The sequence below is a fragment of the Paraburkholderia rhynchosiae genome (genome assembly GCF_002879865.1).
In the GTDB taxonomy this organism is placed as follows: Bacteria; Pseudomonadota; Gammaproteobacteria; order Burkholderiales; family Burkholderiaceae; genus Paraburkholderia; species Paraburkholderia rhynchosiae.
In genome coordinates this window covers 66,965-80,150 of sequence record NZ_PNXY01000017.1, presented here as the reverse complement: position 1 = coordinate 80,150, position 13,186 = coordinate 66,965, and the positions used below count along the sequence as shown (strand labels likewise).

Genomic DNA, 13,186 nt, shown 5'->3' with positions numbered 1-13,186 from the left:
GACAATCCGCTACACTGCAAACCGGCTTCGACAGGCGGCCTTCGCTGCCCGTCAGCCGTTTCGCGCCGCCTGGCGGCAGGTCTCCAGTCAATCTGAAGGTGACAGGCTGATGAATCAGGAAGTTCTGGCCATTCGCCACGTGCACTTCGAGGATCTGGGCAGTCTCGAACTGGTGCTCGGCGAGCGCGGACGTCCGGTCCGTTATCTCGATGTCGGTTTTGCCCGCATCGAGGCGCCGAATCCGGTCACGCCATCGTTGATGGTCGTGCTAGGCGGTCCGATCAGCGCAACCGACGACGCGCTGTATCCCACGCTCGTGCCGCTGCTCTCGATGATCGAAAAGCGCATCGAGGCGGGTCTCCCTACACTCGGCATCTGTCTCGGCGCACAACTCATCGCGCGTGCCCTCGGCGCGCGGGTCTATCCCGCAGGCCATACCGAACTCGGCTGGACACCGCTCACACTGACCGATGCCGGCCGCGCATCGCCGGTGCGTCATCTCGATGGTGCGCAGACATCCATGCTGCATTGGCATGGCGACACCTTCGATCTGCCCGCGAACGCCACGCGTCTTGCATCGACGCCCGCGTGCGAAAACCAGGCTTTTGCGTGGGGCGGCCATGTGCTCGCGCTGCAATGTCATCCCGAGATTCGCACCGATCGCTTCGAGCCCTGGCTGATCGGCAATGCCGGCGAGCTCGCCGGCCACGGCATCGATGCGCGTCAGCTGCGTGCCGAGACCGCGCAATTCGCTCCCGCTCTCGAAGCCGCCGCTCGCCGCATGTTCGGCGAATGGCTCGATCAGGTCGACGCCAAGCCCTGACAGCAATGCTGTCGACAGCGGGCTGCCTGCAGTAAATGAACTGCGGTGCTATCCTCGTTCGCTCCTTGCTTTTTCTGGGCGGTGATCCATGAGCGCGCTATTTTCTCCACTCACGCTGCGTGGCGTGACGCTTCCGAATCGCATCGTTGTGTCACCGATGTGCCAGTATTCCGCTGAACGCGGCGAGGCGACCGCGTGGCACATGATTCACCTCGGCGGTCTTGCGTTATCTGGTGCGGGCATGTTGTGCATCGAAGCGACGGCCGTCGAGCCAGATGGCCGCATTACGCCAGGCGATCTGGGCTTGTGGGACGACGTCACCGAAGCCGCGCTCGTGCCGGTGCTCGCCGCGATTCGCAAGCACTCGCCTATCAACGTGACGATGCAATTGGCGCATGCGGGTCGCAAGGCGTCGAGTCATGCGCCCTGGGAAGGCGGGCAATTGATTCCTGTATCGCAAGGCGGCTGGCTGCCACACGCGCCGTCGGCGTTGCCGCACAAGGCGGGCGAAGAACCGCCGTTGGCGATCGACACGCCGGGCCTGAACCGCATTCGCGAAGCGTTCGCGGCTTCCGCGCGCCGCGCCGCACGCCTCGGTATGGATGCATTGGAAGTGCATGCCGCTCACGGCTACTTGTTGCATCAGTTTCTTTCGCCGCTCGCCAATCAACGCGACGACGACTACGGTGGTTCGCTCGAAAACCGGATGCGCTTTCCGCTGGAAATTTTCGACATCGTGCGTGCTTCGTTTCCCGCCGACAAACCCGTTGGCGTGCGCGTGTCCGCAACCGATTGGGTCGAAGGCGGCTGGACGCTCGAAGACACGATCGCGTTCTCGCACGAGTTGAAAAAGCGCGGCTGCGACTGGATCGACGTATCGTCTGGCGGTGTGTCACCGTTGCAGAAAATTCCGCTCGAACCCGGCTATCAGATTCCGTTCGCCAAGGCAGTGAAGAAAGCGACGGGCATCACAACTATCGGCGTCGGACTCATCACCGATCCGCTTCATGCTGAACAACTGATCGAACAGGGCGATGCCGATCTGATCGCGCTGGCTCGAGCGCTGTTGTACAACCCGCGCTGGCCGTGGCACGCCGCCGCGCAACTTGGCGCGACGGTCGAAGCGCCTCCGCAGTACTGGCGTTCGCAACCGCGCGAGCAGAAGGCGCTGTTCGGCGAAATTTCGTTCGGGCAAAGATGAAGCGACGCATGCGCCCCATGCGAGCACGCGTCTTTGACGGTTGAACGAAGCCGTCTTGAGCGTGTAGGATGCCGGTTGTGGCGCATGAGCGTCACAGGTCGACGCGGCGCTCGAAGGGCGCCGCGTTTGCTATCAGCGCCAGAAAAACCCAGCGCGTCAAACGCGGGCGTTTCCGACGGCTGCCGGACTTCATCTCCAGTTCTTCACAAGGATTCATTCAATGAGTTCACGCAGGATCGCCGTGCGTCGTTCAGGTGTGCACGGCAAAGGCGTGTTTGCGCTTGAACCGATAGCGGCCGGCGAGCGGCTAATCGAATACAAGGGCGAGCGGATCTCCTGGAAAGAAGCATTGCGCCGTCATCCGCATAATCCGGACGAACCGAATCACACGTTCTACTTCGCGCTGGATAGCGGCAAGGTGATCGACGGCAAGGTGGGCGGAAACAGCGCGCGCTGGATCAACCACTCGTGCGCGCCGAACTGCGAAGCTGAAGAGATCGACGGTCACGTGTATGTGCATGCTCTGCGCGACATCGCCGAGGGCGAGGAAATTTTTTACGATTACGGCCTCGTGATCGACGCGCGACAGACGAAGAAGCTTCAGAAGGAATACGAATGCCGCTGCGGCTCGCGCAAGTGCCGCGGCACGATGCTGGCTCGGCCCGAGAAAGAGAAGGGCGCGGCTAAATCCGCGAAGTCAGCGAAGTCCGCTAAATCCGCCAGGTCTGTGAAAACGGCGAAGAAAGCGAAGAAGAAGTAACGCGCGTGCTGCCTGGGTTCGTCATGTGAATGGCGCTCAGGCAGCGTCCGTCGAACGAGGACTACTGCTATAGATCGACCGGCGCCGAGTGCGCCGGTTTTTTTTCGTGACGTTGCACTTCGTCGCGCGCGTCGTTTCGAACGGCAGCCGGCACGAGCGGAATGCGCACAATGAAACGCGCTCCGCCTTCCGGTGCGTCTTCGTAATGCACGCTGCCGTGATGCAGCGCCATGATGTCGTGAACGATCGCGAGGCCGAGACCGGCGCCGCCATCCACGCCGTCATCGCTTTGACCGTCGCCGCGGAAGAACCGCTTGAAGAGATCGGCTTGCTGCGTGTGGGGCACGCCCGCTCCATTGTCTTCCACCGCGATCTCCGCCATGCGCACATCGTCGACTACGGTTTGCGACACCGTGACCGTGATGCGCCCGCCATCGAGGCGCGACGGCGGCACATATTTCAGCGCGTTATCCAGCAGATTCGCGATCACTTCGTGCAGCAGCACGGGATTGCCACGCGCGATCAACGGTTGATCGTTGGCCGGATCGTCGAGTCGCTGAAAGCCCAGGTCGATGTGCGAAGTCAACGCACGCGGTACCCATTCCGCGCCGGTATCGAACGCGAGCGCAGCCATATCCACATTGACGAAGCGTGCGGCCTGCTCGCCCGGTTCCGCACGCGCGAGCGACAGCAACTGATTCGACAGACGCACCGCGCGGTCGGCCGCTGCGCGCAGTTCACGTACCGCGGCGAGCGTCTGCTGGGGATCGCGCGCCACAGCCGCCTGTTCCGCGTGCAGCTTGACGGCCGTGAGCGGCGTGCGCAATTGATGCGCGGCATCGGCGATAAATTTGCGTTGTCCGTCGAGCGCGGTCTTCAGGCGGCCGAGCAGCGCGTTCACCGCACCGGTCAGCGGCCGGATTTCGACGGGCACATAGGTTTCGTCGACCGGTTCGAGCGACGTATGAGTTTGCCGGTTCAACGAATCCGCAAGATCGGTCAACGGATTGAGTTGCTGATTGACCACGCGCCAGACGATCACCCAGCCGGCGAGCAGCAGCAACAGCAGCGGCATCATGATCGCGACCAGAAACTCGGCGGCGATGCGAAAGCGGTGATGCACCGGCTGACCGACCTCAACGACGATAGGGTTGCCGACAGGCTGATCGACCCGCACTTGCGCGACGCGCACGGTCACGCCCTGGTGCTGCGTTTCGAACACATACGCGTAATGCATGCGCCGCACGCTGTTACCTTGCAGCGGAAGAGTTTTATCGCCGGCGATTTCGGTTTCGCCATTGCTGATCCGGTAGACCAGATGCTCCATTGGATCCGAGAACATGGCTTGGGCGAGCGGCGGCACGGTGATCGGTGCTTCAGGGCCCGCAATCTGGATCTGCTTGGAGATGGCGGTCGCGAGATCGGCCAGAGAGCGGTCGACCACATGCTGCGTGTACTGCCACGCGAGCCAGTAGGCGATCAGGCCGCTCATCAGCGCGAGCAGCGAAAGGGGAGCAGCTAGGCGCCGCAGCAGCGTGCGGCGCAGACTATTGGCGGCCGGCTGGGGCATGATCGAACGCGCGGGAAAAAGGCAGGCGCAACGCGCCGTGAGATTTCGCCGGATGCCGGCGATTCGCACACGCGGTGCGCTGCGCCGGCCCGGCGCCGTCGGGCCGCAAGCGAATCGCGGCCCTCACGACGATTATGCGGCCTGGCGGATTTCCTGCAACAGGTAACCGAAGCCGCGCACGGTGACGATCTCGACACGGCAGCTCTCGAGCTTTTTGCGCACACGGTGCACATAGACTTCGATTGCGGTGTCGCCGAGATCGCCGCCAAAATGCGTCAGATGGTCTTGCAGTTGCGCCTTGCTGACCACGCGGCCATGGCGCAGCAGCAGCATTTCGAGCACGGCGAATTCGCGCGGCGAGAGTTCGAGCGGCTTGTCGTCGTTGAAGATGCGGCGATCGACGCCCGACAAACGCACACCGCCTAGCGACACTTCCGGACGCGGTATATCGCCGTGCGGGCCGCTGCGGCGCATCACCGCGCGAATACGCGCTTCGAGCTCGGTCGGCTCGAATGGCTTCAGCATGTAGTCGTCGGCACCGGAATTCAGGCCTTGCACACGGTCGTTCAGTTCGTCGCGCGCGGTGAGAATGATTACCGGCGTATGGCGATTGCTCTGACGGAAGCGCGAGAGCAGCGTCATACCGTCGATGCCCGGCAGGCCCAGGTCGAGAATCACCAGTTCGTGGCGATTTTGCGTAAGGGCCTGTTCGGCGAAAATGCCGTCGTGGACCATGTCGACGGTGAAGCCGGCTTGTTCGAGACTGCTTTGGATGCCGCGTGCGATGGGACGGTCATCTTCGATCAGAAGGAGTCGCATGGATTTCGCTCAAGTACAATGGGTTTAGGCGTTTGGGCAAGCGGTTCGCCGGGGCGCCTGCTGCACAGACCTGCTACTCAGACCGCGCGTGGCGTGGCTGTGCCGAATTGGCGTAACCGGCCACGAAGCGATCATCGAGTAGCCTGCTTGCGCCCACCGGGTAATCGAAGCCATGTCCGAGATAAGCATTCACGAACTGGAAGCCGCGATCAACTTCTGGCGCGCCCGCTCACCTTCGAGCGGAGACGAACTCGTTCTGTGCAAGGAGGCAAGCGCGCTCTCCAAGCCGTATGCGTTGCTGATTGTACAGCGTCAGAACACGCTATCGCGGGATCGTTTGGACGCGGTTGCCAGGCAAGCGTGGGATTCTTACGTGCACCTTAAGAATAGCCTGTAGAACTGAAGGTTTCAGTCCCGCGTTGCCTGCAAAGCCCTTTCAGATACGACGAATTCTTTAACGCCCGGTAATACTTCACTCGATCCTACATGCTAGAACTCGATCACTTCGATCTCGCGCTGCTCGACGTGCTTCAGCGTTTCGGGCGCGCAACGCATCAGCAATTGGCGGAGCAGGTGCCGCTGTCGCCCTCGCAGATTGGACGGCGATTGCAGCGGCTCGAGCAGGTGGGCGTGGTGGACGGCTATCGCGTCGTGCTGCGGCCGGAGAAGCTCGGCTTGAGCGTGACAGCTTTCACGAGCCTCAAGCTCAAGCATCACGGCGATTCGATCATCGAACAGTTCCAGCAACAGATCGACCTATTGGCGGAAGTGCTGGAATGCCATGCGGTGGTGGGCGACGCCGACTATCTGCTGCGCATCGTTGCGCCCGATCTGAATTACCTTTCCGCGTTCGTGATGAAGAAACTGATGCGTGTGCCGGGCGTCGATAGCGTGCGCTCGAACATCGTGCTCACTACGTTCAAGCGCAATGGCCCGTTGCCGCTTGGCCATCTGTCGCCGGGAACGGCTGCTGTTTGACGCACGCCCAGTTATAACGAGCAGGCTTATGCAGCCTGCTTGGGCTCGCTGTCCGGGCTCAACAGATCGACATAGGCCACGGCCACCAGATCCGATTCCGGCACGCCGAGGCTCGCGAACATCGCATGAGCTTCCGCGTGACCGTCCTGTTCGTCGTCGTCTTGCGCGAGCACCACTTCGAGTTCGACGAAATCGCCCAAGCCGTCGACGCGATCAAGATGAATGCGCGTGCGCCCGCTTAAATACACATGCCGTTCCTTGGTCACGATGCCGCGTGTGGTCAGCGCCGTGGCGAGCAGCGCATGCATGGCTTCCGGGTTCGTGACGGGGCTGCGCGTGTAATACGACGCCTTTGGGCCATCACGGTCGTCGCGCTGATAGAAGATCAGTTCGGCGGGCGTGCCGTCGTCGAACTGGCGCAGCTTGAGACGTCCGCGCGGCACATCGTAGAAAAAATCCTGCTGGCGAAAGATCAGCGGCGTGTCCGGTGCGAGTTGCGCCGCGCGTTCGCGCAGTTGCTCGAAATGCTGCGCGCGGGCTTTGATTTCGATGTTGCGTGCCATGTCAGGCTCCTGTCGAGGAATGGAGTGGTCGGCGGCTTCCGGCGTGACCGGGGCGAAGCTGCCGGGAAGGACAGAGTCAGTTGGAACGGAAAGCGGGTGAGCGCGGCGCATGAGCCTGGGCGCATGGCGCGAACCGCCAATCTAACAAAAACTGTGCGACGGTGCGGTTTCAGTCGGTGCGGATTCGGCTGCGATTACCCGAAGCCTGTCATGAGAGCGGCTCATATCGCGGCCGCGCGTGGTGTTCACGTGGTCCACTGCTGTTCGATCAACTTCAACGCGGCGGCTATCGCGGGATCGTCCTTGCGTTCGGCGAGCGTTATGAAGCTCAGTTGCGTGGGCACCGTAATGCCTTCGACGATGGTCAATGCATGTGCGTGCGCCTCGGCAATCGCAATCGCATCGCGCGCGAGCGTGAGGCCCACGCCCGATTTGACCAGATCAAGCATCGACGGCTCCTGGTCCACTTCCGCGACCTTGACCGGCTTCACGCCCGCCTCGCTGAAGCAGCGCGACAACAGCCGGTTATGCGCGGAAGCGGGCGGCGTCCAGATCCAGGGAAACGCGGCGAGCGAGCGCCAGTCGCGCGCGCCTTTGACGCGGTCTTTCCAGCCGGCCGGCGCCAGCACGCGGTATTGAAAGTGCGTGAGCGTCAGCGTATGGAAAGCGGGCCCTTCGCGTGTATCGTCGTCGGACGGGACGCCGATGTAGTAGCCGACATCCAGCTCGCCCGCGCGGACTTGGTCGAGCACCCAGCCCGACATGCCGTGCCGCAAAGCCGTCTCGATATGCGGCCACGTTTCCACCAGTTGCTTGAGAAAGCCGCCCAGGCGCAGAAACTCGGGATCGAGAATCGTGCCGATGCGCAAGCGTCCGCGCACCTCGTGACGCAGTGATTGCGCCGCCCGCTGCACGTCGCTCGCCGCGGCCAGCGCGCGTTCCGCGTGCGGCAGCAGCGCCTGGCCGTCGCGGGTGAGCGAGAGCCCGTGCGACGTCCGCGTGAACAGCGTCACGCCCAGCGTCTCCTGCAAATGCTTGATTTGCAGACTGACGGCCGGTTGGGTCAGATGCAGTTGCACCGCAGCGCGAGTGAGGTTGCCCTCGCGTGCAACGGTGACGAACGCGCGCAGCAGAGTGAAGTCCATCCGCTGATATTAACGCGCCTTATGGTGCAGTTGAGCATTACTCATTTGATCTGAGCGGGCTAAGCGCCGTACGCTGGCAACACGCCGTTGCGTCGGCGGAAGATTCCCACTGCAGAGGCAGAACATGAGCGAGACATATCAGGACGACACCGTCCGCAACGATACCGGCATCCGGGCGCTGACCCATTTCATCAACGGCAAGAAGATTGACGGAACGAGCGGCCGTTTCGGCGACGTCTTCAATCCCGCATTGGGTCACGTCGCCGCGCGCGTGCCGCTGGCAAGCGTCGCCGAAGTGGATGCGGCGGTTGCCGCCGCTTATGCCGCGTTTCCCGCGTGGAGCGAAACCGCACCGATCAAGCGGGCGCGCGTGCTGTTCAAATTTAAGGAATTGCTGGACCGCCACCACGACGAACTCGCGGAGCTGATCACGCGCGAGCACGGCAAGGTGTTTTCCGACGCCAAGGGCGAGGTGATGCGCGGCATAGAAGTGGTCGAGTTCGCGTGCGGCATTCCGAACCTGTTGAAGACCGACTTCACCGATCAGATCGGCGGCGGCATCGATAACTGGAATTTGCGCCAGCCGCTCGGCGTGGTCGCCGGCATTACGCCATTCAATTTCCCGATGATGGTGCCATGCTGGATGTTCCCCGTCGCGATCGCGTGCGGCAACACGTTCGTGCTAAAGCCGTCGGAGCGCGACCCGTCGGCATCGAACCGTCTCGCGGAACTGTTGAAGGAAGCGGGCTTGCCCGACGGCGTGTTCAACGTCGTGCACGGTGACAAGGTCGCGGTGGACGCACTGCTTGTTCATTCCGACGTAAGTGCCGTTTCGTTTGTCGGTTCTACGCCGATCGCCGAGTACATCCATGCGGAAGGCACGAAGCACGGCAAGCGCGTGCAGGCGCTGGGCGGGGCCAAGAATCACCTCGTGGTGATGCCCGACGCCGATCTCGATCAGGCCGTTGACGCCCTGATCGGCGCCGCGTACGGTTCGGCCGGCGAGCGCTGCATGGCGATTTCTGTCGCTGTGGCAGTCGGGCATATCGCCGATGAATTGATCGAGCGGCTTACGCCTCGCGTGAAGAGCCTGAAGATTCTGAACGGCATGGAATCCGCCGCCGAGATGGGACCGTTGGTGACGGCCGCGCATCGCGAGAAAGTGGTGGGCTATATCGATGCTGGCGTCGCGGCGGGCGCGAAGCTGGTTGTCGACGGTCGGGGTCATCAGGTGGATGGGCATGAGAAGGGCTTCTTTCTCGGCGGTACGTTGTTCGACAATGTCTCGACCGATATGAAGATCTATCGCGAGGAAATTTTTGGGCCGGTGTTGTGCGTGGTCCGCGTGCCGGACTTCGCGTCCGCGGTGGAACTGATCAACGCCAATGAATTGGCCAACGGCGTGTCGTTATTCACTTCCGACGGCGGCATCGCGCGCGCTTTCTCGCGGCAGATTCAGATCGGCATGGTCGGCATCAACGTGCCGATTCCGGTGCCCATGGCGTGGCATTCGTTCGGCGGATGGAAGAAGTCGCTTTTCGGCGATCATCACGCATATGGCGAGGAAGGCGTGCGGTTTTACACGCGCTACAAGAGCATCATGCAGCGCTGGCCCGACAGTATCGCGAAGGGCGCCGAGTTCACCATGCCGGTAGCGAAGTAGTTGGGGAGTTGGCCTTCGGCGGTGTCTGCCTGTTTGCCTCACGACGCGCCGAAGGCATCGATAAAAATCGGTCGTGCATAGGCCGAAAAAAATGATTAGGAGACTGAACGATGAGCCACGCGCAAGCCACCTCTTCGGGGCGGCGTCTCGAAGGCGAATTCGACTATATCGTTGTCGGTGCCGGAACGGCGGGCTGCGTGCTCGCCAATCGCCTGACCGAAGATCCGGACGTGCAGGTCCTGTTACTCGAAGCCGGCGGCAAGGACGATTATCACTGGATTCACGTGCCGGTTGGTTACCTCTACTGCATCGGCAATCCTCGCACTGACTGGCTTTATAAAACGCAGGCGGAGCCAGGCTTGAACGGCCGAGCGCTTGCATATCCACGCGGGCGCGTATTGGGCGGTAGCTCGTCGATCAACGGCATGATCTATATGCGCGGACAACGCGAAGATTACGACGAATGGGCACGCGTCACCAACGACGCGTCGTGGTCGTGGGACTCGGTGCTGCCGATTTTCAAACGCAGCGAAGATCACCATGCGGGCGCGAGCGAATCGCATGGCGCGGGCGGTCCATGGCGCGTCGAAAAACAACGCCTCAAATGGAAAGTTCTCGAAGAATTTTCAAAGGCCGCGCAAGAGACCGGCATCCCCGCCACTGAAGACTTCAATCGCGGTGATAACACAGGCGTCGGCTACTTCGACGTCAATCAGAAACGCGGCATCCGCTGGAATGCTTCCAAGGCATTCTTGCGCCCCGCGATGAAGCGCCCGAATCTCACCATCATCACGGGCGCACACACACAGCGTGTCGTATTCGAAGGACGCCGCTGCACAGGCGTCGAATATCGCGGCAACGATACGGACTACATCGCCAAAGCGCGCTGCGAAGTGATCCTGAGCTCGGGCGCAGTCAACTCGCCGCAACTGCTCGAACTGTCCGGCATCGGCAATGGTGCGCGTCTACAGAATCTCGGTATCGGCGTGGTCAACGATCTGCGCGGCGTCGGTGAAAATCTTCAGGACCATTTGCAATTGCGAATGGCTTATCAAGTTGACGGAGTTCGCACGCTCAACACTGCGTCCGCGCATTGGTGGGGCAAGCTGATGATCGGCGTGCAGTACGCGCTCTTTCAAAGTGGTCCGATGTCGATGTCGCCGTCGCAACTCGGCGCATTTGCAAAGTCGGACCCCGACGATCGCTCGCTCACGCGCCCGGACCTTGAGTATCACGTGCAGCCGCTTTCGCTGGATCGCTTTGGTGAACCGCTGCATCGCTTCAATGCCTTTACGGCGTCGGTGTGTCAGTTGCGGCCCACTTCGCGCGGCAGCATCCATATCGAATCGGCGGATGCTTCGGCGCCGCCACTGATCGCGCCCAACTATCTCTCGACCGATTACGACCGCCACGTCGCCGCAAACGCATTGCGTCTCACGCGCCGCATTGCGGCGGCGCCCGCACTGGCGCGTTATCGGCCGCGGGAAATTTTGCCGGGCATCGAGTATCAGAGCGAGGAAGAACTGCAACGCGCCGCGGGCCTCGTCGGCACCACGATCTTTCATCCGGTCGGCACATGCCGGATGGGCACCGCCGACGATCCCGGCGCGGTGGTCGACAACAGGCTACGAGTTATCGGGGTTGACGGACTGCGCGTAGTCGACGCATCGGTCATGCCTACTATCACGTCGGGCAATACAAACTCGCCCACGCTGATGATCGCCGAGCGCGCCAGCGACATGATCCGCGAGGATCGCCGGGCGCGCGTGGCCGGCAGCATGGCCGCGCAAGCTGGCACGGTGCTCTCGATGTCGGCCGTATGACACATGCACGGGCGGCACGATACACGCCGCCTGCCGCCCGTGCATGCATGTCTACATTCCGAGACTTGGACATGCGACATGTGACGGGCATCTTCCACTAAGTGCAAATCCCAATGAATGCGCTGCATCATTGGCGCGACAATGGCAGCCATGCTGCGTGTTGCCCCAAGGATTACCGTCCGGATTGGTGCAGCACGCCAACGAGCGTGCACGGGGTGCCGCCGTCCAAATAAGTCGCGCAGAGCTTCGCGCGTAAGATCGTAGTGCTTCGCCTTACTCCGTATGGAAGGGAACATGATTCTCGGCGATACGATTCTCGAAACGCGCGGCCTCACTCGTGAGTTCAAAGGCTTCATTGCTGTGAACGGCGTGAACCTGCGCGTGCGCCGTGGCTCGATCCATGCGCTGATCGGCCCCAATGGAGCGGGCAAGACCACCTGCTTCAACCTGCTCACCAAATTCCTTGAACCGAGCGCGGGCCAGATTGTCTTCAATGGCGTCGACATCACGAATGAGCGGCCGGCGCAGATCGCGCGGCGCGGCATCATCCGCTCATTCCAGATTTCTGCTGTATTCCCGCATCTGACGGCATTGCAGAATGTGCGCGTCGGTTTGCAGCGCTCGCTCGGCACGGCCTTTCATTTCTGGAAGAGCGAGCGCACCTTGCGCCAACTCGACGACCGCGCAATGGACCTGCTCACGCAAGTCGGCCTGACTGATTTCGCCGATGTGTTGACCGTCGAACTCTCATACGGTCGCAAGCGCGCGCTGGAAATTGCCACCACACTCGCGATGGAGCCCGAGTTGATGCTGCTCGACGAACCGACGCAGGGCATGGGCCACGAAGACGTAGACCGCGTCACGGCATTGATCAAAAAAGTATCGAGCGGCCGCACCATCCTGATGGTCGAACACAACATGAATGTGATCGCCGGCATCTCGGACACCATCACCGTGCTGCAACGTGGCGAGGTGCTCGCCGAAGGCAGCTACGCCGAAGTGTCGAAGAATCCGCTCGTGATGCAAGCCTACATGGGCAGCGCCGATGCGGCGCTCGCCGGAGCCCACGCATGAATACAATTGCCGAGCGCGAAAGCCTCGAAGTGAGCGGCACGGGCAGTGGCGCCCCTGCGCTGGAGATTGCGGGTCTGCAAGCCTGGTACGGAGAATCCCATATTCTGCACGGCGTCGATCTGACGGTGGACCGCGGCGAGGTCGTCACGCTGCTTGGCCGCAACGGCGCTGGGCGCACCACGACATTGCGCGCGATCATGGGCCTCACTGGGCGGCGCACGGGTTCCATCCGCATCGGCGGACGTGAAACGATCAATCTGGCCACGCATCGCATCGCGCATTGCGGCATTGGTTATTGCCCGGAAGAACGCGGTATTTTTTCGAGCCTCTCATGCGAGGAAAATCTGCTGCTGCCGCCGCCCGTCGGCGACAAGGCGCACATGATGTCGCTCGAAGAAATCTATTCGATGTTCCCGAATCTGCAGGAACGCCGCATGAGCCAGGGCACGCGGCTTTCGGGCGGCGAACAGCAGATGCTCGCGGTAGCGCGTATCCTGCGCACGGGCGCGAGCTTGCTGCTGCTCGACGAAATCTCGGAAGGGCTTGCGCCTGTCATCGTGCAGGCACTTGCGCGCATGATCATCACGTTGAAGGCGCGCGGCTACACGATCGTGATGGTCGAACAGAATTTCCGCTTTGCCGCGCCACTTGCCGATCGCTTCTATGTGATGGAGCACGGTACGATCGTCGAGCACTTCGGGGCAAGTGAACTCGAAAGCAAGATGCCGGTGTTGCACGATCTGCTGGGCGTATAGAGAGAGCGCGCG

At 61.8% G+C, this 13,186-nt stretch carries 13 protein-coding genes; 9 read left to right on the top strand and 4 right to left on the bottom strand.

Going from position 1 to position 13,186, the window contains the following annotated elements:
- Window positions 1–109 precede the first annotated feature (109 nt).
- From C0Z16_RS22720 to C0Z16_RS22710, 3 genes are all read left to right on the top strand, one after another.
- Window positions 110–823 (top strand): glutamine amidotransferase, encoded by a 714-nt coding sequence (locus tag C0Z16_RS22720; protein WP_102634332.1) that lies wholly within the window; start codon window positions 110–112, stop codon window positions 821–823.
- An 88-nt stretch (window positions 824–911) separates the two neighbouring features.
- A complete protein-coding gene (locus C0Z16_RS22715) occupies window positions 912–2,024 on the top strand; it encodes an NADH:flavin oxidoreductase/NADH oxidase (protein WP_102634331.1) in 1,113 nt (370 codons plus the stop codon).
- Between the two features lie 220 nt (window positions 2,025–2,244).
- Complete coding sequence (locus C0Z16_RS22710) at window positions 2,245–2,784, top strand: SET domain-containing protein (RefSeq protein WP_102634330.1); 540 nt, start codon at window positions 2,245–2,247, stop codon at window positions 2,782–2,784.
- A 67-nt stretch (window positions 2,785–2,851) separates the two neighbouring features.
- Here C0Z16_RS22710 and C0Z16_RS22705 read toward each other — a convergent pair whose 3' ends face one another.
- Together C0Z16_RS22705 and C0Z16_RS22700 are read right to left on the bottom strand one after the other, a co-directional pair.
- Window positions 2,852–4,354, bottom strand: coding sequence for a sensor histidine kinase (locus C0Z16_RS22705; RefSeq protein ID WP_102634386.1), 1,503 nt, complete (start codon window positions 4,352–4,354; stop codon window positions 2,852–2,854).
- A gap of 132 nt (window positions 4,355–4,486) precedes the next feature.
- On the bottom strand, window positions 4,487–5,173 hold the full coding sequence (locus C0Z16_RS22700) for a response regulator (protein WP_102634329.1): 687 nt from the start codon (window positions 5,171–5,173) through the stop codon (window positions 4,487–4,489).
- Window positions 5,174–5,345: 172 nt separating this feature from the next.
- Between C0Z16_RS22700 and C0Z16_RS22695 the strand changes: the two genes are divergently transcribed.
- A complete protein-coding gene (locus C0Z16_RS22695; protein ID WP_102634328.1) occupies window positions 5,346–5,570 on the top strand; it encodes a DUF3717 domain-containing protein in 225 nt (74 codons plus the stop codon).
- An 89-nt stretch (window positions 5,571–5,659) separates the two neighbouring features.
- Entirely contained in the window at window positions 5,660–6,151 is a 492-nt protein-coding gene (locus tag C0Z16_RS22690) for an Lrp/AsnC family transcriptional regulator (RefSeq protein ID WP_102634327.1), read from the top strand.
- Window positions 6,152–6,177: 26 nt separating this feature from the next.
- Here C0Z16_RS22690 and C0Z16_RS22685 read toward each other — a convergent pair whose 3' ends face one another.
- Together C0Z16_RS22685 and C0Z16_RS22680 are read right to left on the bottom strand one after the other, a co-directional pair.
- Window positions 6,178–6,714: a class IV adenylate cyclase gene (locus C0Z16_RS22685; RefSeq protein WP_102634326.1), complete on the bottom strand. Its 537-nt coding sequence runs from the start codon at window positions 6,712–6,714 to the stop codon at window positions 6,178–6,180.
- 245 nt (window positions 6,715–6,959) lie between these two features.
- A complete protein-coding gene (locus tag C0Z16_RS22680) occupies window positions 6,960–7,859 on the bottom strand; it encodes a LysR family transcriptional regulator (RefSeq protein ID WP_102634325.1) in 900 nt (299 codons plus the stop codon).
- A 124-nt stretch (window positions 7,860–7,983) separates the two neighbouring features.
- Between C0Z16_RS22680 and C0Z16_RS22675 the strand changes: the two genes are divergently transcribed.
- The 4 genes from C0Z16_RS22675 (at window position 7,984) to C0Z16_RS22660 (ending at window position 13,174) form a co-directional block, all read left to right on the top strand.
- Complete coding sequence (locus tag C0Z16_RS22675; protein WP_102634324.1) at window positions 7,984–9,522, top strand: CoA-acylating methylmalonate-semialdehyde dehydrogenase; 1,539 nt, start codon at window positions 7,984–7,986, stop codon at window positions 9,520–9,522.
- Window positions 9,523–9,632: 110 nt separating this feature from the next.
- The gene (locus C0Z16_RS22670; RefSeq protein WP_102634323.1) at window positions 9,633–11,345 is read left to right on the top strand and encodes a GMC family oxidoreductase; all 1,713 of its coding nucleotides are present in this window, start codon (window positions 9,633–9,635) and stop codon (window positions 11,343–11,345) included.
- Between the two features lie 294 nt (window positions 11,346–11,639).
- A complete protein-coding gene (locus tag C0Z16_RS22665) occupies window positions 11,640–12,419 on the top strand; it encodes an ABC transporter ATP-binding protein (protein WP_102634322.1) in 780 nt (259 codons plus the stop codon).
- Entirely contained in the window at window positions 12,416–13,174 is a 759-nt protein-coding gene (locus tag C0Z16_RS22660; RefSeq protein ID WP_102634321.1) for an ABC transporter ATP-binding protein, read from the top strand. The genes C0Z16_RS22665 and C0Z16_RS22660 overlap by 4 nt, the downstream gene beginning before the upstream one ends.
- Window positions 13,175–13,186: the final 12 nt, after the last annotated feature.

Coding starts and splice junctions, on each gene's coding strand:
- C0Z16_RS22720 (WP_102634332.1), top strand. CDS start 110: ATGAATCAGGAAGTTCTGGCCATTCGCCACGTGCACTTCGAGGATCTG.
- C0Z16_RS22715 (WP_102634331.1), top strand. CDS start 912: ATGAGCGCGCTATTTTCTCCACTCACGCTGCGTGGCGTGACGCTTCCG.
- C0Z16_RS22710 (WP_102634330.1), top strand. CDS start 2,245: ATGAGTTCACGCAGGATCGCCGTGCGTCGTTCAGGTGTGCACGGCAAA.
- C0Z16_RS22705 (WP_102634386.1), bottom strand. CDS start 4,354: ATGCCCCAGCCGGCCGCCAATAGTCTGCGCCGCACGCTGCTGCGGCGC.
- C0Z16_RS22700 (WP_102634329.1), bottom strand. CDS start 5,173: ATGCGACTCCTTCTGATCGAAGATGACCGTCCCATCGCACGCGGCATC.
- C0Z16_RS22695 (WP_102634328.1), top strand. CDS start 5,346: ATGTCCGAGATAAGCATTCACGAACTGGAAGCCGCGATCAACTTCTGG.
- C0Z16_RS22690 (WP_102634327.1), top strand. CDS start 5,660: ATGCTAGAACTCGATCACTTCGATCTCGCGCTGCTCGACGTGCTTCAG.
- C0Z16_RS22685 (WP_102634326.1), bottom strand. CDS start 6,714: ATGGCACGCAACATCGAAATCAAAGCCCGCGCGCAGCATTTCGAGCAA.
- C0Z16_RS22680 (WP_102634325.1), bottom strand. CDS start 7,859: ATGGACTTCACTCTGCTGCGCGCGTTCGTCACCGTTGCACGCGAGGGC.
- C0Z16_RS22675 (WP_102634324.1), top strand. CDS start 7,984: ATGAGCGAGACATATCAGGACGACACCGTCCGCAACGATACCGGCATC.
- C0Z16_RS22670 (WP_102634323.1), top strand. CDS start 9,633: ATGAGCCACGCGCAAGCCACCTCTTCGGGGCGGCGTCTCGAAGGCGAA.
- C0Z16_RS22665 (WP_102634322.1), top strand. CDS start 11,640: ATGATTCTCGGCGATACGATTCTCGAAACGCGCGGCCTCACTCGTGAG.
- C0Z16_RS22660 (WP_102634321.1), top strand. CDS start 12,416: ATGAATACAATTGCCGAGCGCGAAAGCCTCGAAGTGAGCGGCACGGGC.